The sequence below is a fragment of the Paenibacillus sp. SN-8-1 genome (genome assembly GCF_050995535.1).
Taxonomy (GTDB): domain Bacteria; phylum Bacillota; class Bacilli; order Paenibacillales; family Paenibacillaceae; genus Fontibacillus.
In genome coordinates, this window is sequence record NZ_CP194782.1 from 2,514,707 (window position 1) to 2,541,429 (window position 26,723).

A 26,723-nucleotide genomic window follows, 5' to 3' on the forward strand; every position below is an offset into this window, starting at 1 on the left:
ATGGAAAGGAAGGCTTCGAAGTGAAATTCTCTATAATACGTGCTGCCCTGCACCGAGGATGGTTGTTTCTTGCCAACCTTTCCATGCAAAAAAAGCTGATCGTCATTTTTATCTTTTTGATTTCTCTGCCGATCACTTATGTAAGTTATCTTTCTGCCCAGTCTATGCTTGAATCAGTTCTTCAAAATGCAACGAATAATGCCGCCCAAATGACAACCAATGTCTCTAATACCATTAACGGTTATGTTGCCGATCTGAAGAGATATACCGTCCTACCTTTATATAACAAGGATGTTCAGTATTACCTGGAACAAAAAGGAACAAATTGGGATAAGAACGTAAGTATCTCTATGTTTCTTAGTTATCTTAGTCATACCAAGGAAGAGATTACCGCCGTCTATCTTGTCGATAAATTCGGTTCCGCATTCTACGACAAGAATACGACAATCAACGAACTCTACCCCTTTGAGCAGGTTCGGCAATGGAATAATTTAATACGGACTAATGGATCTTCAGCGATACTTACAGGTAAGCATACGATCCGAGTCAATCTGAATGAAAGCAGGGAAGTATTCACTGTTGTTCGCACTGTAAAGTCTGCCAGCACACTCAAAGATATCGGAATTATCGTGTTTGATACGGATACCCGGATGTTCAAGAAGATATTGGACCCTGTGAACCAAGTTACACGCGGCAGTTCCATTATTGTTGATGACAAGGGAGCACTCTTGTTTGCCAGCGAGAACAGCAGCTTTGACCCCTCGAAGCAGTTAGGGAGTCTGATGAAGCAAATCAAGTCTTCCAAAGGCTCATTTCAATCGGAAATCGGTGGTCGGACCTATTTGACGGTGTATACCGTCTCTCCTGTGACTGGTTGGACTACCATTGTTAACATTCCGCTAAGTCACATTCTGTCATCCTTTGAACAGAACCGGTCGGCTTTAATTGTTACAACCTTAATTATCATTGGCTTCGCTTTATGCGTAGCTACTGTAATTTCTTACGCGCTTACCAAGCCTTTGAAAACCATGGTACGCTTAATGAAGCAAGTTCAGCGGGGGAATCTCGGGGTCTCCCTTAACCCTAAATATAATGATGAAATCGGGCTGCTGGGCGGTCAGTTCAACCGGATGATTACCCGGATTAAAGATCTGCTGGAAGAGGTCTCTCTTACCGAGAAGCGCAAACAAAAAGCAGATATGCGTGCCCTTCAAAGCCAGATTAATCCACACTTCATATATAACACGCTCGAATCCATCCGGATGCTTGCGGAGAGTAATGAAGACCCCCGCGTTGCGGAGCTTACCTACTTGCTTGGTCTGCAGATGAGATACAGTATTGTCCGCAGTGAAGCGACGGTTACGATCGCTGAGGAGCTTGAACATGTGCGGAATTACTTTCAACTCCTACAGATTCGTTTTCCGGGGAAATTTGAGCTAATCATTGACGTGCCTGACGTTTTTCTTGATCTTCCTGTACTTAAGCTGGTATTCCAGCCTATTGTTGAGAATGCGGTATTTCACGGTTTGGAGAAAAAGGTAGGGCCCGGTCTTCTCACCATCTCGGCCTGGAATGAGGAAGATACAGCCGTCTTCTCGGTGGCTGACAATGGAGTTGGGATGGATCCGGACACCCTTCTCGCTCTCAATCGTAGTCTTCGAACCTCTGACACGGGAGAGCGATTCGGAATTGGCCTTCGTAATGTGAATGAACGGATCTCTCTCCATTATGGATATTCATATGGTCTTCAAGTAGATAGTACTCCCGGAGCTGGCACCGTCGTTACACTTCGGATTGAAGGATTGTCCAAGACAGCACAGATGAACGATACAGATTAGGGGGAATCACTTTGCTGCGTATTGTGATTGTAGATGATGAGGTCTTAATTCGCGAAGGGCTTGCCCGTATGATCCAAAAAGAAAATACTGAATTCCTCATTACTGCCTGCTGCTCGGATGGCCAGCAGGTGTTTGATGAACTTAATCTCGAAGAAATTGATGTCGTCATTACAGACATTCGGATGCCCCAAATTGGCGGTCTTGAATTAATTCGGGAACTCAAAGAAAGTCACCCTCAAATTCGTTCCATTCTGATGAGCGGCTTTACGGATTTCAATTACGCTAGAGAAGCGATCAAATATTCAGCTGTTGAATATTTATTAAAGCCTATAAATAAGGATCAATTGTTCGAACTGCTGTACCGGCTCAATCAGGAGAAAGCCTCAGCTAGGTTCAAAGAAGATCGGCAGCGACGGGGAATGCTGTTATCTATTCTGCTCAGCAGAACCACTTCCCCTCACCTTCTGCCTGAGCTTGTTATGCCTCGTTCCTTATTCACCCTTATTGCCATAAAGATGAGCAGAACTGATAATCTGAGTATCCTGCATGAGAATCTTCCAATTCTTGTCGATCAATTGGAACTACAGGATCGAATGCAGGTTCTCATCTGCTATTCTGATCAAGAGCTTACCGATCACGAGCTTAGGTCGTTCTGTAATTCGATAATTTCTTCCGTTCCAACCAGGCCCACTCTTCATATTGGAATAAGCCGCTCCTATACCGATCTGTCTAATCTGTACCCGGCCTACCTGGAAGCCAAGAAAGCTTGTGATCGGGGGGTGTATAGTGATTCCTACTTGTATATCGCCAACATTCAAGACCTGGAGACTACCCCCTCCAATATCCTTGAATGGTTAGCCAGCAACAGATCAGACCTGATTCATGAGCTGCAAATTCTTAATCTCGAAAACGTCATGAAATGGATTAAGGAAGGGCTCCTCATCTTAAAGTCCGAGCAAGCCACACCTGAGTCCTACCTCCTTTATGCTCAATTGATTCGTGAGACCTCTGCCAATGAGCTGCAAGAGTTTGACTTCATTTATCGTTCGTATGACGAGCTTGAGCGAATCCTCCTTAAATGCATGACTTATACCGAATTGGAGCATCAGTTCATGAATGCGTTCCTCTCCATGTTCTCAGAGATTCGGACTAAACGGATGGGCATGGGGGCTAACGCTGTGGAGACCGTAAAACAGTGGATATCCGCCAACTATAATCAGCAGGCCGATCTTAATGAACTTGCTCAAATGGTCTTCTTAACCCCAAGCTATTTAAGTAAGTTGTTTAAACAAGAAACGGGCATGACCTTAACGGATTATATGATTGAAGTCCGTGTTAAGAGGGCAAAGCATCTTCTTAAAACAGAACCCGGTATGAAAATTCACAGTATTGGCGCAGAGGTTGGCTATGCAGATCCTGCCTATTTCAATAAGCTTTTCAAGCGTATTGTAGGTGTAACACCCAATACGTACAAGCAGATTTCCAGACAGTCAGGCTTAATTTCCCGCTGAACGCCGTCAGAGCTGCTGGAAATAGAGTCTGTCAAGTAAATGAGGACTTGTGGTAGTTCGCTATCCATGTCCTCTTTTCTTTTAGTTCAGGACGTCGAGACCCGAATTTGTCCAAAATAAAAGCCTGAATTCTCAGGCTCTTCTCAGTTCCGGAAACGGTATCCCGCACCCCAGACGGTCTCAATATAATCGGTTCTGGACGGTCCAGTCTCGATCTTCTCTCTCAGCTTGCGGATATGAACGGTCACGGTTTGGGCATCGCCTAAGGAATCGAATCCCCACACGCTGTCAAACAGATGATTCTTGCTGAAGACCCGGTTAGGGTTCTGTGCAAGAAAATGCAGCAGATCAAACTCTTTCGTCGTCAGCGAAACTTCATTCTCCTGAAGAAACACTCTTCTTGAATCTGCATCAATCCTTAGATCACGGATGCGAATTTCGTTCGGTACGGCCTTATCTCCGATTAACCGCTCATATCTGGCAAGATGAGCCTTGACTCTTGCAACCAGCTCCCCTGGCTTGAAGGGCTTCGTAATATAATCATCAGCCCCAAGGCCAAGGCCTCTGATTACGTCGATATCTTCCTTCTTGGCCGTAACCATGAGTATGGGTACATTCAGCTTGTCGCGAATCTGCTTGCAGACCTCGAACCCATTCAGGACAGGCAGCATCAAATCCAGAATGATCAGATCATACTGTCCGCTAAGCCCCAGCTCAAGCCCCTTCTGACCGTCCGAGGCAAGATCAACCCGATAACCGCTCACTTCCAGATAATCTCTTTCGAGCTCTGCAATAAGCTGTTCATCTTCTACAATAAGAATATTTTTCAAGCCTGATCACCCTCTTCATTTGAAATAAGCGGGAGTGTGATTTTGATACTGGTTCCTACGCCCTTCACACTTTCTGCCTGGATACTTCCTTTATGACCTTCAATCATCTGTCTTGCAATGGCAAGGCCAAGACCGCTCCCCCCCGTAACGCTGCTTCGTGAGGGGTCCTCTCTGTAAAACCGTTCAAAAACAAAAGGAAGAGCCTCTTCATCAATTCCTAGACCGTTATCTGAAATGAAGAGAATCAGATTATCTGCTGCTTCATAAGCTTTTAGCTCGATTTCCTTCTGCGATTTATTCATATATTTCAAGCTGTTGCTGATAATATTCGAGAACACCCGCCGGATCTTATCACGGTCAATCGAGATCTTGGTCTCCTCAGCAACCTGGATATCAGACACGAACTCGACTCCCTGCTTATTAAGCTCAAACAGCAATTCCTCCGACCAATCCAGAAGGAATGACTTCAGGTTGATCTGTTCGAAATGAAACGGAAGACGGTTAAGATCCAGCTTGGAGTATAGGAACAGCTCATCTATCAAATGATCCATCTCCTCTGCCTTGAGCGAGATAATATCAATATATTTCCGCACTTTATCCGGGGTATCCGCGATTCCATCTCCAATTCCTTCTATATAACCACGGATCGCCGTAAGCGGCGTCCTCAGGTCATGCGAGATATTCGAGACCAGCTCTTTGCGGTTCTCTTCATATTGTAGCTGGGTTTCAATGGAATCCTTAAGCCGTACACGCATTTGTTCAAATGCCAGACTTAGCTCCCCAATCTCATCTTTGTTCGCAATTTGAAGCTCAAAGTCCAAATCTCCCGACTTTATTCGCTTTGTGGCGTCTTTTAATTTGTGCAAGGGCCGGATGATACTTCGGGATACGAAATAAGTAAGCAGACTGTGAGTTAGAATCAGGATGAGAATTAGACTAAAGAATAAGATAACAGCGAACTTTTGCACGAAATGAACCACAGAATTCACGCTGGTAATCACAAATACGGTTCCCGGCAGATGATCTTCATAAGTGAAATTGAATTGCGTCATACTGAGCGACTCTTTGCCATACTTGAACGATTCATTCTTCCTATCCGTACTTTTGTCTTCATACTTAGATAACAACTCTAAGACATCCTTATTTTTAAAAGAAGGCGGCACATATACGAATTGACCATTCTTTCGTACAATCAGATTGGAATTACTGATCTCGAGCTCACTTTCAACCTCTCCTAAATATTCGTGATCAGACAATGTGGAAGGATTGTTCTTCACCGTCCTGCCCAGTTCCTTCACCAAGCGTTCCAGATTGTGATCCTCATAGTAATCCTTCGAATAACCATATTTTTCATGAAGAGCCTGAAGATCACCTCTAAACACAAACGTTAGCAATAAGGCAGTAATCACCATCAATACTAGAGGAACCACCAGCATGGCCGCATAGGACAAGATTAGTTTTAACCGGATTGACATCCACATCTTCCTTTTTCTTAGACCTGAGTACGATCGAATTTGTAATAGCCCAGTGAGTAGAATAGCACACAGCTGGCCAGAAGGAACAGGGTGCCTGTTAACAGTGTACCTGACCGCACATAGGAACTCAGCCATAACATGTGCCAGTCTGTATAGTTCAAGGGCGAGAATGCCGAGAAGGAGCTTAACAGAAAGGGTGCAATTTTAAAAGCCGCATACAGCACAATCGCAACAATAACGAACCCGCTAACGCTTTTGAAGAATTGGGCTATGAACACAAATACAGCGGATACCGCAAGCATAGCGATAAAAGCTGCGGCGTAGGCTGTCAAGTTACTTAGAACTTCGCCGAGGCCGTTCATAGTTCCTTCAAAGAGATTGCATAGCAATGTAGTAATGAACAGAATGACCAGTATTCCGCCAACCGCCGTAGCCAATGAGGCAACTTTACTCATGAACACTTGAAACCTTGTAACCGGTCTTAGAAATGCAAGCTTAAGGGTTCTGGACGCAACTTCATGTGGGAACAGATCCGCTGTGAGCGTCAGGATCACTAGTGGAATCCAGAGGCCTGTGTACAGGCTAAGCATCTCAATAGGAAATGATGGACCTACAGCAAGAAGAGCAAGCAGCGGCTCAAGACCTTTAAGGGCGAAGGCGATTAACACCGGGAGAATTGCCGAGAATATGGCGATCAAGATGACTTTTTTGCGATAAAATAACAACATAAGCTCGTTAAAGTAAGATACTTTCCATTTATGCATACTGAGCCTTCTCCTTCGAGCCTTGAAGCTGCTCAATATAGAACGCCTCAAGAGATTGATTAAGTGTAAGCAGGTCTGTCACGTAGCCTTCCTTGATCAGGCGCCCCTGCACAACAATGCCCACCCGGTTGCATAGCTGCTCAAGTTCATGAATCATATGGCTTGAAATAAGGAAGGTGGTCTTCTTCTCCTCCGACATCTTCTGTATAAGCTTACGGAACATAACAACGCCTTCAATGTCCAGCCCATTCGTAGGCTCGTCAAGAATCACGAACTTCGGCTCCGGCAGGACGGCTGCTGCAAGCGCAAGCTTCTGCTTCATCCCGGTTGAGAAGCCTTTGATCTTCTCATTCCGCACATAGCCAAGCCCGACGTATTCAAGGAGCTCATCAATCCTTTGGGCCTTAATATGCGGATGGAACCTGGCTACGCTCCTAAGGTACTGTCTCGCATTCAGGAATTCATAGAAGTCCGCAGATTCAATCATACACCCGACCCGTTCGAGACCCTTGTCAAGACTCACCACGCCCTGTTCACCAAATAAGGATACCGTCCCCTGGTCATATCGGATTAATCCGGTAATCGCCTTCAGAAAAGTGGTCTTGCCAGCCCCATTGGGACCCAGCAATCCGTATACATCCCCTGCATGAAGCTCAAGATCAATCTCATGTATGCCTCTGTTATGTCCATATCGTTTGCCTAGGTTAACCGCCTTCAGTATGGAATCCAATTATATCCCTCCAAATAAGAAAATAAGGACAGACAGGTTGTTGAAGGTACCTATCTGTCCCCTCGGTGAATGATCGTTATTTGTTATTTTCTCTGCCCTTAAACGCGCCTTCATGGCTCGATTTCAAGGTTTCAACTTTCTTCCCCTTCAAATCAAGGGTATCCGGTGTTGTGCTGTCAATGCCGGAGAAGTCAGCCTGCAGATGAATGATCAGCTGATGAGCTGCACCGCTGCTGTCTTTACCTGATACCGTAAGGTCAGCTTCCTGGTGCTGAATGTAATTAGACGCATTTACAGTCGCTTTTACAGAGATATGATCAATCTTGATATCTTGGGTAAGCTGTGGAACTTCATTCTTCAAGACATCGTTATGGAATGGGATGGCCTGAGGCTTGCTGTCTTTAGACTGAAGCTCATCTCTATGTTTGGTTGCTTCTTTAATAGCAAGAGGTGCAATCGCGTTGACAACGGCAGGAAGCTGCGCATTATCTAGCTGCAGGGAGATCTGTTTGGAACCGTCCGCCGCCGAATCCATGTTCACATAATCTTTCAGATTGCCGACCAGCGCATCAATAACCGTTTCTACCTGGCGGGAGGTTTCAGGGTCCATGGCTTTAGAATGATCCATCTTATGGAACCTTGCCTCATCCTTCTCCTGCTTCACATAGTAAGTATCGCTGCTATCCGGCTTCAGAATAATCTGATCATCCTGGTTGTAAATACTAAGCTTCTGATGTTCTCCGCCTGCCGTGACATCTGTATTCCCGCTTGCTTTCCCGCTCTTCACATTCAGCTTAAACTGCGCATTAGCCGTTCCCAAAACTTTGCCATTATCCTGAATGTTAGCGGCTGCCTGCAAGGTAACACTCTGAACTGTTTTGGTGTTCTTCAAGGCAGACTTGTAAGCTTCATAACCCGATGTGCTCGCCATCGCGCTGAGGCCTGTAGTTACCATAAGCGCCGCACTCAGCCCCACTGTACTTCCTAACACTAACCATTTCTTTTTCATATACATCCTCCTGTGTTTTGTAATTAACTACAATTGCTATGATAGAAATAAAAAATAAATTGCCAGTGAACCATTTATTAAAATTTTCTTAAATAAACAAGAGAATAAGACCTTTAAACAAAAAGCAGCAAGTCTCAAATGCTCGGAGACTTGCTGCTTCTAACCTCTTCCCTACTTCTCTTCTCGTCTTGATGTATTGCCCTTAACGACTTTGGTTACCATATCTTCCGCAAGCTCCTGCCCGAATTGATCAAGCCGGCTGGGGCTGGCTGCCGGGCCTGTATTCTTGGGCTTATTGTTTCTTCCTGTCAAATCGATCACCTCCTGTCTTAACATGATCGACTGGGGTAAGTTTCATACATTGACACGAAACCATTTGGTGTCATATAATCACAAATGGAAACCTTTTGGTTTCGCATTAATCATACAACCAGATTGCAATTAAATCATCGGAGGTCAAATCACATGAGCAATTCCAATTCAAATTCACTGCCGGACATTCGGCACACCTTTACTTTTAATGCCCCTATCCACAAAGTGTGGGATGCTGTAGCCACATCTGAAGGCATGGCCGCCTGGTTCATGCCCAACGACTTTAAGGCAGAGCTCGGACACGAATTCTATCTTGACGCTGGCCCATATGGCAAGAATCCCTGTAAGGTAACCGAGCTTGATCCCCCTGCCAAGCTTTCGTTCAGTTGGGCCAAGAACTGGACCATTACTTTTGAATTGAAGGAAATGAACGGGCAGACGGAGTTCACTCTGATCCATGCCGGCTGGGATGCCGCGGATCAAGTACCTTACAACAATATGAATCATGGCTGGGCGGAGATTGGGCAGCGTCTCGGCAAATATGTCGGGGCCTAGCATGGATACAGCGGCCGCGAAGCATGATGTCTTTCATGCCATTGCGGACCCGACCCGCCGCAGTCTACTTAAGATGCTTGCCTCGCAGGAGATGCCCGTTACCGCAATAAGCGGACACTTTCCAATCAGCCGAACGGCTGTATCCAAGCATCTGAGAATACTCGCGGATGCAGGGCTAGTCCAAGAGAGAAAGGTTGGCCGGGAGACCCGCTACCGTCTCGATCCAGAGCCGCTCACTGAATTGAAGCGGTGGCTTAGCTTCTATGAACGATTTTGGGACAATAAAATGGCCCTGCTTAAAAACTACGTTGAGTCTGAGGATACCTAAGTAAAAGCTAGCTGACTCGGAACAACAAGCAACAAAAAAAGACCGCTTCAGCGGTCTTCAGGCTGCCGGGACAATCCCGGCAGCTTTTTCTTATATCTATGTCTCCGGATCCATCGCTGCTTTGGGATAAATCAAGAAATCCGATAACTTACAAAAGAGCTGCTTACATAGACCTGGCAAGCCGGAAACCGAGATCATCGATACGAAATGTCGGATGACTGCGGCGGCGGCACGTTGCTCCGCAGCCTCTGGCTTCCTCCGCCCAGCTGCCCCCTCGGAAAACCCTGTATGAACCGTACACGTTCGGATCATAAATATCCCAGCACCACTCCCAGACATTGCCCAGCATATCGTAGAGCTTCCACGCATTCGGTTCTTTTCCCCCCGCCTTGCGGACTCTGCCTTCCGAATTGCCTCTATACCAGGCAATGTTGTCCAGATCACTGTACCGATATCCAACTGTTCCCGCCTGGCAGGCGTATTGCCATTCCGCTTCCGTAGGAAGCCTATAGCCACTGGCCTGCCTTTTCCATGCTACATCCGTACCGTCTTTGCTCACTGTATAACATTCCTCCAAGCCCGACTGCCGGGAGAACCGATTACAGAAAGCAATTGCATCATTCCAAGATACTTCCGTAACCGGTACGTTATCTTCAAGATCCTCATCTGTCTGATGCATAATCAAGCCATATAAAGCTTTCGTTACAGGAATTGGCGCAAGCCGAAAAGCATCGATTTGAGCCGTCCACGATGTTTTGATACGGTCATCCCTTAGATGAACTTCTCCTGAGGAAATGTTAATGAGCGGATAGTCGGCAGGATCCCTTATGATTGACACTATCTTCCTCCGTTCGATTGTTCTACAATCAATCAACTGTAATCTTCAATTAATACCAGCTTATCATCTTTGATCTGGAATACAGACTTCCCTTGTAGTCTGATCTTATCGCCAGCCTTCATTCCGTTAGGCAAATCAGCAGCTAAAACCCCTTCATAATCAATCTGCACTTCTGCTTTGTCATCTATAGCTATGTAACTCGTAATTGTCTGACATCGGCTTGAGAACATTTGTGCCGACTTTTCCGACAGCTCTCTAAACTCTTCTATTCCATTGGTCTCTGTGTTAACCTCTCCATTGGAGAAATTTCTGAACACGATATCTTTATGTAAAAATCTAGCCATACCCTCAGTATCAAAGGCGTTGTAGGCCTCAATGTATTTATTAATAATTTCTTTGGTTAGATCACTGCTCATTGTCTTTCTCCTCTCTAATTATCATATGTATATTTGTATATTTGCTTTTTATATTATTGTGTATTGTAATATTTTTCAAGTTAACTTGTTGATAGAACCAATATATTAAAAACACCCCGATCTATTCACGAATAGAATCGGGGCGGTGTCGTTACGGAGTATGATGTGAAAAATATTGAAGTGTATTTACAGGAAACGTATTCCATTCCCCAGCTTGACTAAAGGAAGACGAACCTGATCTAATTCCTGATTTGCGAATAATCGTACCGCCCTTGGGCATGAACTGGGTAGTCCCGTATGGGTTGCCCAGCACGTCAATGATCTGACCGTTCTTTTTCAGAATATAACCGGTGGTGACATTGGTATTGGACTGAAATAACGCCAACTCATCGTTGTAATACGAAGCATTAATCAGATCGAAATAATCGTAGAACGTCGAGTCAATGAATATATAAGGATTTCCCTTATAGAATTGAAAGAGATCCTGACTCCATACTTTCGGTGTATTTGTTGTCGGATTATATTGATGAATTTCCAAAGAATATGCATCAGTTACCGGCTTAGACGTATCTCCAACCGGATTGAAAAAGAGCTCAATCGCATTACGAGTATTATCTATCGATAAATACTGTGAGAAATACAGATCTTCAGGACCTTGTGGAGCCGCAGTAACATGAATAACAACTGCTGAACCGTTGGCACCAATGACCCAGTACGATAGGAACTGATCTCCGTTCCATACCCAGGTTGTCCCATTCAGCGTGGTTGGGCCAGTAAATGTAGAGTCTGGAGTCCCTGAATACACCTTAAAGGACGTTTCATTTGGAAAATAAGCCGATAAATCAATAGTAATCGGATCAACCACCGACTGTTTTGTGCGTATTTCAAGATTCCCATTAGCCACAAGCGGCGCATTTCGAACGTCTAGATTATAAGTTCCCTTGCCCCCCTGTCCATCATCCGCTGTAATGGTGATCTTGGTGCTTCCCGTTGAATTACCAGGAGTAAGGGTCAACATACTTCCATTAATCACTGGATTCACAATATCAGCTTGCTGTGCCACGGCCGTAAATGTTAAAGAGTCACCGTCCTGATCATCGAACAATTGACTCAGATCGTAGGATCTGGGATTGGTTACGCTCATGGTCAACACTTGCTCGTAAATCGTGCTTACAGCAACAGGTGTGTGGTTCGAACCGCTCGGATTCGGGTCAGGATTCGGGTCTGGAGCCGGTGTTGAAGCGGTGTTAACCTCAACCTGGAAGGACGTGCTCACCACGCCTCCATATCCGTCATTAGCTTTAACCTGAATCGTGGTCGTTCCTGATTTCAAAGCGTGAATTTGTAATCCTGTCCCATTAATGACTGCAGTAGCTATATCACTATCGGAAGATACCGCTTCGAAAGTCAATGGGTCACTATCGGGATCGGCAAAAACAGATCCAAGCTCAAGTGAATAATCAGCCTCACCTAGGGTAAGCGACTGATTGGCCGGGGTATTCGTAACGATCGGCTTCTGATTCTGCGGCGTCGCTGCCGTGACAATGACGTGGAAGCTCCGAGTGATTTCGCCTCCTCGGCTGTCGGATGCTTTTACAGAAATATCTGTTTCTCCCGTCTTCAGAAGAGTAAGAGTAAGAACATCACCATTTATGCTGGCAGTCGCAATGGTTGAATCATCAACCTGAGCAGTATAGGTTAAGGTATCATGATCTGGATCATCAAACATGCTGTTTAAGGTCAGATGGATATCGCCTGTGCTGATCTCTTTGGTTTGATCCGGTATTCCCACTGAGGTAGGTGGTTGGTTAATTACAGCATCAAAGGAAGTATTGACTGTCCCCCCATGACTGTCATTAGCTGTAAGAAGAATATGCGCTATACCTGACGATACCGCATGGATATTAACCTGGGTTCCGTTCACGGTAACCGTTGCAACAGACGTATCAGAAGACTCCGCTTCATAGGTGAGTGAATCGTGATCTGGATCACTAAACACTGAAGACAGGTCTACTGTATCATCGTTATCCCCTACGGTAAGCATAACGTTCCCTAGCGTCTGATTCACTATCGGATCTTGATTCGGCGCCGCGGTAACCGTCAGTTCAAAGGTCTTGCTTAGGCTGCCACCTCGGCCATCAGATGCTTTAACTGTAACATTCGACTTCCCAGCTTTGGCTGGGGTGAGCACAAGCTGATCCCCTGTCAGTGTATACGTCGCGATGGTCGGATCGGTAATTGAAACCTCGTATGACAATGGGTCATTGTCTGGGTCACTGAACAGGGTGTTCAGAGCTAACGTTACATCCCCACTCCCCATCTCCTTATTCTGATCCGGAATGCCGATCGAAACCGGAGGTGCGTTAACCTTGACCTTAAAGGTAGTTCCGGATTTCTTGCCAGCTTGGTCATCCGCAGCAACTGTAATTGTCGCAGTGCCTTTGCCAACAGCCTTCAGGATTAAATGGGTATCTTGAACTTTTACAGTACATATCGCTGAACTTGAAGATGCGGCTGTATACTTTAGAACCGATTGCTCGGCATCGGTAAAATGACCAAGCAAATCAACCTCCAAATCAGCATCTCCCACTGTGATCGCTTGATCGCTGTATTTTGTCCCGAGCACAGGTGCTGTGTTGGTAACAACAGGAGCAGGCGCTCCAACTGAAGGAGTCCCTGTTCCGGCCGCGCTCCCAGAAACAGTTGAAGATGATACTCCTGGTGCTAGGGAAGTATTTGTAATATTTGCAGTTGGACTGACACTAACATTGGCAGATGGATTATTCACTTGTAAATTTGAGATTGTTCCTGATACCGAAAGATTCACTGACGCGGAATTATTCACAACGACGGTTGCAATAGCCGCGCCACCTGTCAGGGTCGTTGGCTGGTCACTGTTGACTGTTAATTGCAGAATGGTCCCCTGTAATTCTACCTGCTGTGCACCTGATTGAACGGTCACTTGCTTAAGCGTGGAGGACGCATCATTTTCAATTGACGCATTGGAATTAAGTGTCATTTGCTCAACTGAGGAATCACCTTGGGTAACAACGTGCACATTTTGCTTGGATATGTCAACATTCTGCAGCTGTGATGCATCGAATAATACGGTATTCTCATCGCCACCTTGAATCTTCGACACTCCCGCTACCTTCAAATGGGATGCGTAGAAGTCATGTTCTAGATTCGAAGTAATCGTAAAGTTGTTAGTAACGTTCAGATTCGTGACAGATACATAGTCTCCTGCAATAGACAAGTCCCCATTGATTGTGGAGCCATGACCATCCAGAACGAGGTTACCGCTAAATTCTGGAGCGGATTGGGATGCGGCTTGGCCACTTGAATGAATCTCTAGCTTGGAAATAGACTGAATTGTACGCTGATCCGCGGTGAATTCAATTCCCGCTTCTTTCAGCACCTCACGGTTACCCGGATTTAGCACGCCTTTTACCGAGTCGGCGACTTTGTATTCTATACCGTTAATCCATACCTTCCCGTCTTCAAGGCGCTGTAGATAAGCTAGATGATCCTTGGGAAAGAAGGTGGAAAGCATGAACCCGGCTATATCCTGACGTTTAACCTCTGACCGGGGTTCAAAATTGTTATTCATCAAAGGCATAGATTCCGACTGAAGTGTTGCCGCAACGGATGGCTTAGCCCACTCACTAACGCGGTTCCAATCCGCCACCTTAGTTTCTGCTGAGTCTGCTGCCACGGAAAGCTGTGCAGCCCGCATAAGCAGAACTGCCGTCTCCTCCTTGGTAACTTTGCCTTTAGGCCTGAACTTCCCGTTGCCATCCCCATTCATAATCCCCGCATGATGCACGGCTTCAATATAAGGGCTCGACCAGCTGCTGCCTTCTACATCGGTGAAACTGCTTGCTTTGTGCTGGGTAGGCAGCTTCAAGACTTGAGTTAATAACACCGCCATCTCTTGACGAGTCAGAAGGTCCGATGGACGAAACGATCCTGAGGGGTCACCATGCAGGAGGCCTGCTTGAACGGCTTGAAGAATGTTTGTCTTTTGCTCAGAAGTTAATTTGCCAATATCTTTAAAAGGAAGCCGCTCTGAAGTACTTGCTAAAGCGATATCATTGGCTGCCAACGCGACACTCTGAAAAGGTGCTGGAGCTGCGAGAACAGTGAGTGTTAATACGATGAGCCATTTTCTGGGTGTAGGTCTCATAAGCTCTCCCCTTTCATATTTTAGAATTGGTATATTAGGTCCTCAAATTCTTGGCCCAGTTAACAGCTGAATCCATAACAGTAATGAGATACCACAAGAATATATCGGCATCTACAGTATTAAACTAAAGACAATATTGCGAATTTTGTCGTAAAAAGTCGAATAAACTTCAACCTGTTTATCCATACTCCTCGAGGAGATGAAAAAGCTATTTAAAAACATGGCTAACGCGCAAAAGAAGACAAGCCTCGGGCTTGCCTTCTTCGCTGCGGATTATTTAACTGCCTAATTTCCAATACCATTTACTTTTCGAGACAGACTTTAGCATGCTGTCCCAAGGCCACTATTCTTAGTGTTCTTCTTGTTCACGCATAATTTCGTTAAACAAGCGTTCCTCATCATCAATGAAATCATGCGCCCTATGAGCAGCCATCACACCGTGATAGCTAATATCGAGTCCAATCTCTTCCTCTTCTTCAGTCGAACGTACGGGAATCCACCGGTTGATGAGCTTGAGACCCAGCCAGGTAAGAGCGAAGCCCCAGACGCAAAGGACCGCTAAGCCAAGAACCTGAACACCCAACAGGTGCCATCCCCCACCATACAACAGTCCGCCTTCCCGTGCGAACAGGCCTGTAGCCAGCGTTCCCCACACTCCGGAGACAGCGTGAACGGGGAAAGCCCCGACCGGATCATCGATCCTTCTCGCTTCCAGCCAATTCGTCGCAGCCATCATCAGAAGTCCTGACACAGCCCCAATAAAAATAGCAGCTCCGTCACTGACAAAAGCACAACCGGCAGTTATTCCGACAAGTCCGGCGAGAGATCCGTTAATAACCGAAGGAGCATCGGACCGGTTATACCTTATGAGCGTATACACAAGAGTGCTCGCCCCCCCAGCCGCCGCAGATAGCATCGTAACTACGGCGATATGTCCGATTCGGACATCGGAGGCCGTCAGCGTACTACCCGCATTGAATCCGAACCAGCCGAACCACAGCAGGAATGCCCCAACCGAAGCGAGCGGCAGGTTACTTGGAAGCGAAATCGTACTGGCTCCTTTAGAGGTGAATTTACCTTTTCGGGGACCGATTACAATTGCGGCAGCGAGTGCTGAGAATCCTCCAAGTGCATGAATAACTGCTGAACCGGCAAAGTCCCGCATCCCCAGAGCTCCAAGCCATCCACTTCCCCACACCCAGTGACCCGCGATAGGGTAGATCAGTGCTGTCATAAGTACAATGTAGAGCAGGTAGACTCGAAAGTTAATCCGCTCTGCCACGGCTCCGGATACGATCGAGATGACCGCAATCGCGAAGGCCGCTTGAAAGAGCCAATACGTATCAACTGAAATGGAGAAGTTCAGATGAGACAAGTCCCCATGAAGCATAAAACCACTTGTGCCAATTGCCCCCCACATATCTTTACCATACATTAAGGCAAATCCAACGACATAATAGCATAACGTTCCGATCGTAATATCGGCAAAAACCTTCATAATAATGTTCACATTATTTTTGTACCGGACAAATCCGGCCTCAACTAACGCGAACCCGCCTTCCATGAGAAGGATCATAGCCGCTGTAAGGACAACCCATACGGTATCCAGACCTGAGTGCAAGGACTCAACGTTCATTTAACAGATCCTCTCTTTCCTGCTGGGTAAGCTGATTAATGATTTGATTCGGCAGTATAATTTCATCTGCGTCAGGATTATCCTGAATTCGTTTTAGAACTCGTTCCAACTCTCTGATTTCCCTTTTGATGACCTCAATCTTCTTGAAAGGTTCCTTAACATATACCATGTATTCCACAGCTGTATGATGACTCGGTGGCCGCCCGGTAAAAAGCTTGCGGAGCGGAGAGAGCGATTGGTACATCGCTTCCTCCTTCCTCCTTTTTTGCTCATAGTGTGCAATTTTATTCTTAATGTAATCAATATCGTCTTGTTTTTTCCGGACCAATGATTGTATGATAAGAATGAATTCACTTGTTGAAATTTGAAAGGCAACACGCTGATATAATTCATCTATTACATCCATGTCAGGTCTCCTCACACGTTAGGTTACTTATCTGATTGTATTTTCATTTTTCTTCTATGTCAACATTTATTACATATGTTTTTAATACAGTTAGCAGAAGAAGCTGCTCATCTCCAACTTCAAGTTAGACATGAGCAGCCTTTTCTGCTAATTTTTACCCAATTGTCGCTCAATTATAAACTGATGCATTAAGAATAGTATCTATAAGTAGGCAAATAACTTATAGTTAGTGTATAATTAGATTCTCACATCTAGATTGTGAAATGTGCTATACATAGATTCAGGAGGTGATACTATGGAACAAGAGACGCTTCGTTATACCTTTGCTTACCAAGTCATTTCAACAGGCAAAGAAGAACAAATCAGCGTTCTGGCAGAAAGTAAAGAGAAAGCCCTTCAGCTTGCTTTGGAGACAGCTTATGACTATGAATTCACTACCGAAGATGACATTAAGATGGGTGATCTTCTAAGTATTAGCAAAGCCGTTGGTGACAACTATATAGAATGTGCTGGTTGTGCATCATAATAGATAAGCAGGATACCTCGGGGTATCCTGCTTTTTTTGAGACTAGCGGGTTTGTATCCATTTAGTTATGTCGTCAATGACATATTCGGGAACATTGCCCGGCTTCCAATATTCCGAAGGTGTACTGAGTGCGCCATCGCCTTCAGAATAAAAATGATTCAGCTTCGGATACAGTTTGTATACCACATCGGAACGATTCTTAAGTGCATTCTTCCAGATATCCAGCTGCGCAGCAGGAACTTGATAATCCCGTTGCCCCTGTAGAACGAGCATGCGCCCGCTTTGAGTCTTCGCCATTTCCGCAGGCTCATATCCTCGCAGATCAACCCACCATTTCGGAAGAATGAAATCTTTAGGCGGGTGTGCCGGATCGAAGTCTTTGCTATTCAGCAAAGCGAACTGGGTCTTATAGAGATCCAGGGTTGCCTGAGGCATTTGGTGCAGACCTGCCAAATAGTTGAATTGTTCAATTAACAGATCGAAAAAGTTACCGCCCGGACCAGACATGATAACTGAACCTGCAATTCGGTGACTTGTATCCGCCTGAAGTAGTCTTGGCATCATAAACCCACCCTGACTATGCCCCAGTATATAGATGGACTTCGAGTCAATTCCCTCCGTCCCCGACATCAGATCCACGGCTGCCAAAGCGTCATCCAAAGCTTCCTCTTTGATCGTTGCTGATGGATTTGCCGCATATTGATGCGGGTATTCGCGGGTTCTTTTCTCATAACGAAGAACTGCAATTCCCTTTGAAGCCAGGCCTACGGCTAGATCTCGGAATGGCTTCAGCGCGCCCAGTGATTCATCCCGGTCATTCGGACCTGATCCCTGAACAAGTATCAGAACCGGGAAGGGACCTTTGCTTGATCCTGCCGGAAGAGTCAATGTACCCGGAAGAGCCCACGTCCCCTGACCAATTACTACATCTTTCTCCGTATAGGTCTCAGGTTTATCATAGCCAGGTTTGCTATAAGGAGCTTCAGCTCCGGTTGTATTAAAGAAAATATCATCAATCTCCCCTTCTGACTTGAATCTAATCGTTACAGGAAGGGAAGTTCGTTCAAATGTAACATTTAATGTCACATTTTGGTGAACAGAATTAGAATCGGTTGCCGCGCTCTCGATTCCTTTATAGGCCCCAAGCTGCCCTGTTAGAGCAGTGATCTCTTTGCTGAGTACATCAGCAGAAAGTGCGGATTTCAGATTGTCGCTAAGCGCAAGATTCGGAAGTGCGGATGGGTTACCAAATGCCTGCTGAGTAAATATAATTGCTTTATCGGTAATATCCTCCTTGTCCAGAATGACTCCGTTCTGCGAGTTCCAACCCGCGGTTGTTCCTAGAGCATCCTGCAAGAATTGAAGTGATACATATGTAGTTCCGTCCTCACTAATCGGTGCAATAATGCTTCGTACTGTACCATCGACCACCGCCTGATCCTTCCCAATGGTGACCGAATACGAGTGTCCAAGTCGATAAATGGTCGCTGTCCGGGTCCCGTGGTCCCACTTTACCTTACCGCCCAGTTGCTCAGCATAGGCCCGAAGAGGCACCAAGTTCTTCGGATTTGCCTCTCTCTCCGCAAAAGCCGCACCTGCGGTTACACTCAGCGAGAGAACTAAACTTACTAGTCCTGCTCTAGTTAACAGTTTTCCCTTCATCTAAATCCACCTTTCAAGGAGACTTTACTTTTTGAATGACTAAGCCTGTTACATCATATATGGTTTGTCTTTCAACCTCCTTTCCCCAATCTTAATTTTACCTGAAATATACATTTGGATAAAAGAGGAAATGTTAAAAGGACTATTAAATTGCACACCAAAAAGCCATTTCAGATGAAACAATCTGAAATGGCTTCTGTAGAACTTAGTTATTTGGTTACCAGCTTAAGTGGTGCGGGTATCGATTTCTCCACCTTTTTGCCCTGCAGGACGTCCTTTGCTGCCTTCACAGCCAATTAACCACTCAACTCCGTCTGTTGGGCTATAGTAGCTGTCAGCTTGCCTGCCTTGGAATCGGAAGTCATGTTTCTCTATGACTGGAGACTTGCCTCTACTTCTTCTCGTGTAGGCATACCACCTTGTGCTCCAAATTTCGTCACTGATAATGATGCCGCACGGTTAGCGAACATTACACTCTCATAGATGGGTTGACCTTCAGCTAAGGCTACGGCAAATGCAGCATTGAAAGTATCGCCAGCCCCCGTCGTATCAACGGCTTCAACCTTAAAAGCCGGGACAAGCACTTCCCGCCTGCCATCATAATACCGGACTCCCTGAGCCCCTTCCGTAATGAACAGCTTGTTCGGATATTGCCGAAGCGCCTGCGCTGGACTCAGTCCGCCAAATAACAAAGCTGCCTCGTGCTCATTCGGCGTAAGATAAGCTGCATTCTCTATAACTGAAGGGTCTACTTCCCGGGCAGGTGCCGGATTCAGCAGGAGTGAAATGCCCGCCTGTGCACAGATTTGGCTGACAAGGACAACGGTTTCCTCTGGAATCTCTTGCTGGATCAAGATTATGTCCATGTCCTGAATTACATTAAGCTTCTGCTTAATATATTCCGGGGTTACTAGATCATTGGCACCTTTAACGACCACTATACTGTTATCGCCTTCAGCCAGAACGATATGGGCTGTTCCGCTTTCTATATCTGCAACCGGCTCCACATGGCTAATAGAGACACCATTTGATTTGAAATTGTTCAAAATGACTTCACCAAAATTATCCTCACCTACCCGGCCGATCATGGTTACCTCAGCCCCTAGCCGGGCAGCCGCAACCGCCTGGTTGGCCCCTTTTCCTCCCGGAACGGTCCTGAAGCTCTCACCTAGTACGGTCTCGCCCGCGCCAGGACGCTTATCCGAAGTTACAACCAGATCCACCGCACAGCTGCCAATCACACCGATCTTTACCATGTCCAGCCACCTTCCTTGCCGCTTCCACTTCATTAGTGCTAAATTTGCAGAAGACATTATGATTATTTAATAATGCTGGATCAGAACATTTTCTTTCTTTTAAAAACAACAATAATATCCCGGGATGCACCCTCATATTGACTTGTATCAAAACAAGAGACCAGCTCCCAGCCCTCTTGACCATATCCATTCAGTTCTTCCTGAAACTTCTGCTCGTCAATCTTGCCGCCCAGAAATCCACCAGTTTTGAACTTTATCGTTCTGTATTCCCACGGTTCCATCTCTTTCATCCTTTCAGATTAACTTAATAGAATAGCATCATATACGCTAATTATATCCAGTAAGGTCTGATAGAACCACCTGAGTTGCTCTTTGCATAGCTTCAAAATTTTGTAATAATGTTATTAATTACATGAATGAAGGGAGCGCCTTAATGAAAGTCATCTTATTGATTGTGACGATCTTTGTCATCATTCTATTTGCATTATCTATGATCCGCAGTATACGCAGCAGACAAAGCGCACATCGGTTGAATCCGTTAGCCAGGCGATTCCGTAAGGCGCCTGCGGCTCCCTCCTTATCGGAGCCAGGAGGCCCAGCCTATGAACTGGCCATCAAGCTAGAGAATTCCATTTCATCGGATTGGTCCCATGCCTTAAAGCAGCGTGTTCTGTCAGAGCATCCGAATATAACAGAACTTGAATACGAATGGCGATGGGTAGAATTGAAGCGGTTCTTTATCATGTGTTCGATTCTAAAGCAGGTTCCTATGTTCAGCAGGGCTGTTGACGAGATCTGGCATGAGATGCTCATGTACACCCATGAGTATCAACAATTCTCCAACCGGTTCCTGGGACAGATGCTCCACCATGCTCCTAATGGAGAACCTTCGATTCCCATGCCCTATGAACGTGCCTGGTTCGACCTTATATATGTAGAACTGTTCGGCTGGAATTATCACAGTGCGCAGATCTGGGGAGCATTCTTCAGGAATCCTCTTCCCAAGGAGGAACTCGAACTGTATAGGTATCCCATCGGAGGGCTGGAACCCCAGAGCCGCTTTAACGCTTGGGCTTATGAGAATTCACCTGAAGCACGCAAAGCGATTGACAAAATACTCGATAATCTCCAGTTCCGTATCGGGATTGCTGAAGAACAGCTCACTCCAGACCACAAAATGGATTTTCGGAACACGGAGTTACTGTTAACCTCGGCGGTATTCTTCTCGTTTAATGACCCCGATAACTTTGTGAATCATATGGTACCTGAGCAGCAGCCTGATCGAAAAGACACTTCTAGCTGTACTTCATCTTCGGCTTGCGGCTCAGGGGGAGCGGATTCCTGCAACCCAGACTGTTCTTCGGGCAGCTGCAGTGGTTCATCTTGCAGCAGCAACTCTTCCTGCAATAACTCATCTTGCAACAGTTCTTCTTGCAGCAGTGGTTCATCCTGCGGCAGTAGTTGCGGAGGCGGAGGCGGGGACTAAACTTGCAATTTTGTGGAGCGGGAACAATAGTTGACCTATTAAGCCTGCTCCACATCTACACCATTACTCCAATTAATCAGGGCTCTATGTAAATTGATCGCACCCTATTTTTGCTATCTCAAGGCTTTCTCGTACAAATTAATACCCCAGCTTTCCTTGCATCTTATAAATTTAAAGTTCAGCTCCTTATAGTAACTATTTAGTCTCTTATTCTTCTCCATACAGTCTAATCGGATAGCATTCCTACCTCTGTCCGCTATGTATTCCCCTGCAAGTTCAAGCAATTCCTTCCCGATGCCCTGCGCTGCATATGCTCTATTAATCACAAGCTTATGGATATATCCCGCTTGTCCATCATCCAAGTCTGACCATACTGCTGGATCTGACCAAAGAACAACCAGGGAACCGGCAATGTCCCCTTCATATCTCGCAATAAATATTTCAGACTGATCATTATGATAGTAATCGAGTACATCTTCCAACCTTAATGCCTCCACATCCCACTGTGAAATTCCTTTCCCGTTCAGCCATTGTCCAGCTTCTTTCCATAAGTTTAGTACGAGAGGTAGCTCGTGAAGCGCTGCTGGACTAAGCTCTACAAGTGAACGATTCATACTCATCAGAAGAACCCCATCCTTTCAAATTTTCAAGAGTATAGATATTAAGTTAGTTCTTGTCTAACAGAAATAAACTAAATAGTCGATTCTATAAGTATACATAATTATAAGGAGAGATTACTTCATGAAGAAAGTTTTTGCGTTTGTCCTTATCCTAACTCTACTGCTGCCCGCAGGATTAGCCGGGGCTAAAGCCACGAAATATACGGCTAAGCTGTATCCTGAGCTCAATCTGGCCCTGAACGCCAAGAAATTCCCAATGAAGCTGAGCAGCTGCATGGTGATTGATAAAGAGTCAGGTGATGGACTGTTTCCCGTCATTAAATTTAATGGTAAGAAGATATGGAGTGCGAAGAATGATTTTGAAGGCAGCGGCTACGTTCAATTCTCGGTATCTGCAAACGGAGACACATTTCTGTATTCCAGCTACTATATAGGTGCCAGCGGCGGCATCGGCATTGATCTTCTAGGGGTTCACGCGAACGGACGTGTATTCGTTAAGAAGAAGTTCAGCGGAACCGAAGTAATGGCTAAATTTCTCAAGGTCGATTCCTTCGAAGTTGCCGTGGAACGCCTCAATCCGAACTGGGATCCCGCCAAAGATTCTAACGCGGAACGTTCAACCGGAACCTACGATGTTAGCGTATATCAGCTGACCACTAAAGGTATTGTGAAGCAGAAGCAATTTGTGAGGAAATAATAAGGATACATTCCTATCTTAGGCAAGCTATAATATAGAGCAGCTAAACAAAAAGAGGGCGATTTGCCCTCTTTTTGTTTAGCTGCGCATATTTTCATAATCCATTCTAGTCATTCCGTAATAGACCAAATCCTCAAATTTGTCTCCTTTTAAAATGTGTTGCTTAAATTCACCTTCAAATTTCATACCCACTTTAGTCATAACATTGGAGGAAGCAGGATTAGCAGCCATTGCCGCCGCCCATATTTTGTTTAACTTCAGATCTTCAAATCCGTAATGAATTAATGCTTTTGCCGCTTCAGTAGCATAACCCTTACCCCAAAATGCTCTGCCTAACCAATAACCAAGTTCCCCTCTTTGATGAGGTGAGGCTATATTTATACTCATACAACCTATTAGGACATTACTTTCTTTACTAACTAGAGCAAAAGGAAATCCATTCCCAGCATCTGAATTATGATTACAGGCACTAATCCAGGATTCAGCCGCTCCATCAGGATACGGATAGGGAATTGACAAGGTTGTTCTAGCTACTTCTATATCCCCCGCGAGTTCTTGAACTCTGCTTGCATCTGGTAATTTAAATGGTCTTAGAAATAATCTCTCTGTTTCAATGATGGGCTGCATTCTGATCTCCCCTAAGTAATAGATTCTTCAATAAATAAAACTCCGTTACCTTCAAATTATTAATATCCCCCGGTAGGAACTCCCTTAGAATGGCGGTCTTTAGCAAGAATTATAGGAATCTTATTTGACGGCCTGCTCATTGATGGAAATAGTAATGTCACAGCCAAGGCTGGCAGAACTATAACAGCCGGTGCCACTTGCAGTGTGATCAAAATGTAAACAATATAACAAATCGGGGTCATTAACAGGAATCCAGGTAATGAGAAGCATAATGATAACCATCTCCATCTTCCCTCTGTCATAACAAGGGACACAACCAACCCGATTACACTGAATATCATGGGCCATACGAACAGATAGCTTCCACCCGGGAGATACAAGGCAGTCAATACGGAGAGGATTGCCCATAATAGAAGCGTGCCTGCCCAAAGATTATTAGTTCTTAGATAGCCCGATAGCCGGCGAATTAGAAGTATCACAATAAGAAGCATGAACACAAGCAGGCCTATATAGTAGTACAGACTTACCTCCGGTGTTATCAATGTCGTTATGCTACGACCATGGTTCATTCCGAAGACTAATACACCCCAAATCAAGGTAACCAAGCCAAATACAACAAGCACACTTAGCAGCGATACAAAAAAACCACCTAATGTCCCTTTCAAGCTTAATTTTCCGCGGCTTATCCCATACCCTATAGCTGCAAGAAATAATAACGAACCAACGCCAGCTAACCAAATCGCCCACGATTCCGGATAACTGACCATTTTCCATCCAATAAGATTGAAATATATTCGATTCTCTTCGGTAATATCTCTTAAATCAAGCTGTCCGAAATGACGTGTCAAACTCAGCATATACTCTCCTTGGTGCTGTAGACTGGATGGATCCAGATTGTCTACCGTATCTATTGGCTGATGATAGGCATTAACCCCCATGCCAAAAGCAAAATTCATGCCACTTAATCCACCCATGCGAAATACGGTCAAATCGGTATCATTGGGCATTAACTTATAGACGTTGTAGACCAGCGAATAAGCGATGGGCTGAGGAGCCGCTTCAATAAACTCCTTGATCAGCCAGCCATTCTGATCACTTGTCTCGAACATGAAAGATGGCCCTTTATTGCCTCGCGCTTCAAAATTAAGTACAAGCTCCACGTCCTTAGCCCACGGATGTTGCCTCATAAATGCCTCCGCGCCTAGTAATCCCTTCTCCTCCCCATCTGTCATCAGGATAATGAGATCGTTCTTAAGCGGAGCGGAATTCTTCAGCGCACGTATCGTCTCCAGCATAGCTGCAATGCCAGATCCATCATCTGCTGCGCCAGGGCCTCTCGCCACTGAATCGTAATGTGCCGTGATCATGATGGCTTTACTGTTCGCAGTTCCAGAAATTTTTGTAATGATATTCTCGATGCCTACTGTAGCATTATTACTGTTATCATCCTCGTCCATTTGGACATCCGCTTTCTGAATTTCTGGATTGAGACCAAGCCCCTTTAGCTCAGATACCAAATAATCACGGACTTCATTATGTACTGCACTTCCCGCAGGATGCGGCTCCTGTGCTATTGATCTCAGCTTCGTTAACGCTCGCGCTGAGGAGAATTTATCGGGGGGAGCATCAGACGGTACTGGACTGGGTGCTTGAATGGACAGCAGACCCACAAATATGGTTCCAACAAGAAGTAAGAGCAGGATTGCCCTTCTCCCCCACCTGACAAGTACATTTCGTGGCATATCACTTACCTCCTTTTTTAAAGCTTCCTGGATACAATCCCTTTGATTCTACTTAATTATGTTAAAAAAATCCATTCCATTATTGTAAAATTCTGCAGTACCAAGTTGAGTTGGATTTGGTAATATATTTAAATGAACAGAATTGGATCCAATCAAGATCACCGTATTTAGAGGAGCCATTTGAGTTATGGGTTAGTTAACCGGTATAAGGGTTCCTTGAAGTTACCTACTTCCCGAAAGAAGGCTGTATGATGCAGAAGACCAATGCCATGCGAATACTGGACAATCACAAAATTCATTACACCGTGCATATCTACGATAACGAAGACGGGCTTATTCACGGGACGGCGGTAGCCCAGAAGATCGGACTCCCGCCCGATACCGTGTTCAAAACCCTCGTGGCCCATAGCAAGAACGATCTATTTGTATTTGTTATTCCTGTAGAGTCTGAACTTAATTTGAAGAAAGCAGCCAAAGCAGCAGGGCAGAAAAAAATCGAAATGCTTCCTCTGAAAGACCTGACCTCACGGACCGGGTATATTCGGGGAGGCTGCTCCCCTGTGGGGATGAAGAAGCTATATCCTACCTATATCCATAGTTCAGCCTCTCACTTGGATACGATAGCGGTTAGTGCGGGGAGAATAGGCATGCAAATGGAGCTGAAGCCGGCTGATCTTGCAGCGTGCATCATCGCAGAATTTGCAGATTTAATTTAACTACAGATCTAGTAACCTCTTATTACGGCCCACAGAATAAAGGCTTCCAACAATCGATCCACCTGATAATTACTTTCATGCAGATCTGAGTGAATCAATCCCCAGTTCGCTTCTGACATTGGAAAAGCTTCTATCTCCTGCTTCATCATCTTCACAGTCTCCTGGTACACCAAATAGACTTTCTCATCAATGATCCCTTGTGTGACCAATAGCTCCATTGCCACCAGATCAGTATCTTCCTTGATTGCTGTCAGCCACATTAGCTCGGATTCAATGCTATCACGCGTCTGAGCTTGATTATGTATTTTGAGAAGATAGTCCCGTGAGTCCGCCTTGAGCTTGAACGTGACCGTATCACTTTTTTGAAGAAAATACACGGTACTCCCTCTCATGTTGTAGTAAGGCAGAGCTTCATTAACAAGCTCATTATAAAATTCCACTTCATGATCTCCCAGCTTCACACTCATCGTATGCTTCTGCTCCTCTTTCGTATTTGGAACAATTATCCCATAGACTTTCCATTCCCTAAATAGAAAAAAAGACTATACTCAGACTTC

Annotated in this window: 26 protein-coding genes and 1 pseudogene; 8 read left to right on the top strand and 19 right to left on the bottom strand. The window is 45.3% G+C overall.

The features are described from left to right. Nucleotides 1-20 precede the first annotated feature (20 nt). Together ACRRNK_RS12000 and ACRRNK_RS12005 are read left to right on the top strand one after the other, a co-directional pair. Complete coding sequence (locus tag ACRRNK_RS12000; protein WP_433942987.1) at nt 21-1,838, top strand: cache domain-containing sensor histidine kinase; 1,818 nt, start codon at nt 21-23, stop codon at nt 1,836-1,838. An 11-nt stretch (nt 1,839-1,849) separates the two neighbouring features. Beyond that, nucleotides 1,850-3,349, top strand: a complete 1,500-nt coding sequence (locus ACRRNK_RS12005; protein ID WP_433942988.1) for a response regulator — start codon at nt 1,850-1,852, stop codon at nt 3,347-3,349. A 143-nt stretch (nt 3,350-3,492) separates the two neighbouring features. On the opposite strand, the gene ACRRNK_RS12010 is transcribed toward ACRRNK_RS12005, so the two are convergent. From ACRRNK_RS12010 to ACRRNK_RS12035, 6 genes are all read right to left on the bottom strand, one after another. After that, the gene (locus ACRRNK_RS12010) at nt 3,493-4,179 is read right to left on the bottom strand and encodes a response regulator transcription factor (RefSeq protein WP_433942989.1); all 687 of its coding nucleotides are present in this window, start codon (nt 4,177-4,179) and stop codon (nt 3,493-3,495) included. Beyond that, complete coding sequence (locus ACRRNK_RS12015; protein ID WP_433942990.1) at nt 4,176-5,654, bottom strand: sensor histidine kinase; 1,479 nt, start codon at nt 5,652-5,654, stop codon at nt 4,176-4,178. Before ACRRNK_RS12015 ends, ACRRNK_RS12010 begins: the two co-directional genes overlap by 4 nt. Before the next feature lie 17 nt (nt 5,655-5,671). Beyond that, nucleotides 5,672-6,418, bottom strand: coding sequence for an ABC transporter permease (locus ACRRNK_RS12020; RefSeq protein ID WP_433942991.1), 747 nt, complete (start codon nt 6,416-6,418; stop codon nt 5,672-5,674). Next, nucleotides 6,411-7,148, bottom strand: a complete 738-nt coding sequence (locus tag ACRRNK_RS12025) for an ABC transporter ATP-binding protein (RefSeq protein WP_433942992.1) — start codon at nt 7,146-7,148, stop codon at nt 6,411-6,413. The genes ACRRNK_RS12020 and ACRRNK_RS12025 overlap by 8 nt, the downstream gene beginning before the upstream one ends. 76 nt (nt 7,149-7,224) lie before the next feature. Further along, nucleotides 7,225-8,157, bottom strand: a complete 933-nt coding sequence (locus ACRRNK_RS12030) for a hypothetical protein (RefSeq protein WP_433942993.1) — start codon at nt 8,155-8,157, stop codon at nt 7,225-7,227. A 171-nt stretch (nt 8,158-8,328) separates the two neighbouring features. After that, complete coding sequence (locus ACRRNK_RS12035; protein WP_433942994.1) at nt 8,329-8,469, bottom strand: hypothetical protein; 141 nt, start codon at nt 8,467-8,469, stop codon at nt 8,329-8,331. Nucleotides 8,470-8,622: 153 nt separating this feature from the next. Between ACRRNK_RS12035 and ACRRNK_RS12040 the strand changes: the two genes are divergently transcribed. Together ACRRNK_RS12040 and ACRRNK_RS12045 are read left to right on the top strand one after the other, a co-directional pair. Next, nucleotides 8,623-9,024, top strand: a complete 402-nt coding sequence (locus tag ACRRNK_RS12040) for an SRPBCC family protein (protein ID WP_433942995.1) — start codon at nt 8,623-8,625, stop codon at nt 9,022-9,024. A gap of 1 nt (nt 9,025) precedes the next feature. Further along, nucleotides 9,026-9,352 (top strand): ArsR/SmtB family transcription factor, encoded by a 327-nt coding sequence (locus tag ACRRNK_RS12045; RefSeq protein WP_433942996.1) that lies wholly within the window; start codon nt 9,026-9,028, stop codon nt 9,350-9,352. A gap of 163 nt (nt 9,353-9,515) precedes the next feature. Here ACRRNK_RS12045 and ACRRNK_RS12050 read toward each other — a convergent pair whose 3' ends face one another. From ACRRNK_RS12050 to ACRRNK_RS12070, 5 genes are all read right to left on the bottom strand, one after another. After that, on the bottom strand, nt 9,516-10,190 hold the full coding sequence (locus tag ACRRNK_RS12050; RefSeq protein ID WP_433942997.1) for a formylglycine-generating enzyme family protein: 675 nt from the start codon (nt 10,188-10,190) through the stop codon (nt 9,516-9,518). Between the two features lie 32 nt (nt 10,191-10,222). Continuing rightward, complete coding sequence (locus tag ACRRNK_RS12055) at nt 10,223-10,606, bottom strand: nuclear transport factor 2 family protein (protein WP_433942998.1); 384 nt, start codon at nt 10,604-10,606, stop codon at nt 10,223-10,225. A gap of 151 nt (nt 10,607-10,757) precedes the next feature. After that, nucleotides 10,758-14,792: an S-layer homology domain-containing protein gene (locus ACRRNK_RS12060; protein WP_433942999.1), complete on the bottom strand. Its 4,035-nt coding sequence runs from the start codon at nt 14,790-14,792 to the stop codon at nt 10,758-10,760. A 349-nt stretch (nt 14,793-15,141) separates the two neighbouring features. After that, the gene (locus ACRRNK_RS12065) at nt 15,142-16,428 is read right to left on the bottom strand and encodes an ammonium transporter (RefSeq protein ID WP_433943000.1); all 1,287 of its coding nucleotides are present in this window, start codon (nt 16,426-16,428) and stop codon (nt 15,142-15,144) included. Next, the gene (locus ACRRNK_RS12070) at nt 16,418-16,834 is read right to left on the bottom strand and encodes a hypothetical protein (RefSeq protein WP_433943001.1); all 417 of its coding nucleotides are present in this window, start codon (nt 16,832-16,834) and stop codon (nt 16,418-16,420) included. The genes ACRRNK_RS12065 and ACRRNK_RS12070 overlap by 11 nt, the downstream gene beginning before the upstream one ends. A gap of 295 nt (nt 16,835-17,129) precedes the next feature. On the opposite strand from ACRRNK_RS12070, the gene ACRRNK_RS12075 reads away from it, so the two are divergent. Then, nucleotides 17,130-17,360, top strand: a complete 231-nt coding sequence (locus ACRRNK_RS12075; RefSeq protein ID WP_433943002.1) for a hypothetical protein — start codon at nt 17,130-17,132, stop codon at nt 17,358-17,360. Between the two features lie 42 nt (nt 17,361-17,402). Here the strand turns inward: ACRRNK_RS12075 and ACRRNK_RS12080 are convergent, their stop codons facing one another. The 4 genes and pseudogenes from ACRRNK_RS12080 to ACRRNK_RS12095 all read right to left on the bottom strand — a co-directional run bounded on the left by ACRRNK_RS12080 (nt 17,403) and on the right by ACRRNK_RS12095 (nt 20,559). Continuing rightward, on the bottom strand, nt 17,403-19,022 hold the full coding sequence (locus ACRRNK_RS12080; RefSeq protein WP_433943003.1) for a stalk domain-containing protein: 1,620 nt from the start codon (nt 19,020-19,022) through the stop codon (nt 17,403-17,405). A gap of 209 nt (nt 19,023-19,231) precedes the next feature. Continuing rightward, nucleotides 19,232-19,372 (bottom strand): annotated as a pseudogene (locus tag ACRRNK_RS12085) (D-ribose ABC transporter substrate-binding protein); the annotation flags it as partial. 21 nt (nt 19,373-19,393) lie between these two features. After that, nucleotides 19,394-20,278, bottom strand: coding sequence for a ribokinase (gene rbsK / locus ACRRNK_RS12090; protein WP_433943004.1), 885 nt, complete (start codon nt 20,276-20,278; stop codon nt 19,394-19,396). A gap of 80 nt (nt 20,279-20,358) precedes the next feature. Next, nucleotides 20,359-20,559 carry a DUF4177 domain-containing protein gene (locus ACRRNK_RS12095; RefSeq protein WP_433943005.1) on the bottom strand — a complete coding sequence of 67 codons (201 nt, stop codon included), beginning with the start codon at nt 20,557-20,559 and terminating at the stop codon, nt 20,359-20,361. A gap of 152 nt (nt 20,560-20,711) precedes the next feature. Here ACRRNK_RS12095 and ACRRNK_RS12100 point away from each other — a divergent pair, with 152 nt between their 5' ends. Further along, a complete protein-coding gene (locus ACRRNK_RS12100; protein WP_433943006.1) occupies nt 20,712-21,764 on the top strand; it encodes a hypothetical protein in 1,053 nt (350 codons plus the stop codon). A gap of 113 nt (nt 21,765-21,877) precedes the next feature. On the opposite strand, the gene ACRRNK_RS12105 is transcribed toward ACRRNK_RS12100, so the two are convergent. Then, nucleotides 21,878-22,384 carry a GNAT family N-acetyltransferase gene (locus tag ACRRNK_RS12105; protein WP_433943007.1) on the bottom strand — a complete coding sequence of 169 codons (507 nt, stop codon included), beginning with the start codon at nt 22,382-22,384 and terminating at the stop codon, nt 21,878-21,880. 121 nt (nt 22,385-22,505) lie between these two features. Here ACRRNK_RS12105 and ACRRNK_RS12110 point away from each other — a divergent pair, with 121 nt between their 5' ends. Next, nucleotides 22,506-23,081: a hypothetical protein gene (locus tag ACRRNK_RS12110; RefSeq protein ID WP_433943008.1), complete on the top strand. Its 576-nt coding sequence runs from the start codon at nt 22,506-22,508 to the stop codon at nt 23,079-23,081. Nucleotides 23,082-23,159: 78 nt separating this feature from the next. Here ACRRNK_RS12110 and ACRRNK_RS12115 read toward each other — a convergent pair whose 3' ends face one another. After that, nucleotides 23,160-23,708 carry a GNAT family N-acetyltransferase gene (locus ACRRNK_RS12115; RefSeq protein WP_433943009.1) on the bottom strand — a complete coding sequence of 183 codons (549 nt, stop codon included), beginning with the start codon at nt 23,706-23,708 and terminating at the stop codon, nt 23,160-23,162. A 59-nt stretch (nt 23,709-23,767) separates the two neighbouring features. Beyond that, the gene (locus tag ACRRNK_RS12120) at nt 23,768-25,450 is read right to left on the bottom strand and encodes a M20/M25/M40 family metallo-hydrolase (RefSeq protein WP_433943010.1); all 1,683 of its coding nucleotides are present in this window, start codon (nt 25,448-25,450) and stop codon (nt 23,768-23,770) included. A gap of 248 nt (nt 25,451-25,698) precedes the next feature. Between ACRRNK_RS12120 and ybaK the strand changes: the two genes are divergently transcribed. Next, nucleotides 25,699-26,166 carry a Cys-tRNA(Pro) deacylase gene (gene ybaK / locus ACRRNK_RS12125; protein ID WP_433943011.1) on the top strand — a complete coding sequence of 156 codons (468 nt, stop codon included), beginning with the start codon at nt 25,699-25,701 and terminating at the stop codon, nt 26,164-26,166. 8 nt (nt 26,167-26,174) lie between these two features. Here ybaK and ACRRNK_RS12130 read toward each other — a convergent pair whose 3' ends face one another. Continuing rightward, complete coding sequence (locus tag ACRRNK_RS12130; protein WP_433943012.1) at nt 26,175-26,633, bottom strand: hypothetical protein; 459 nt, start codon at nt 26,631-26,633, stop codon at nt 26,175-26,177. Between the last annotated feature and the right edge of the window lie 90 nt (nt 26,634-26,723).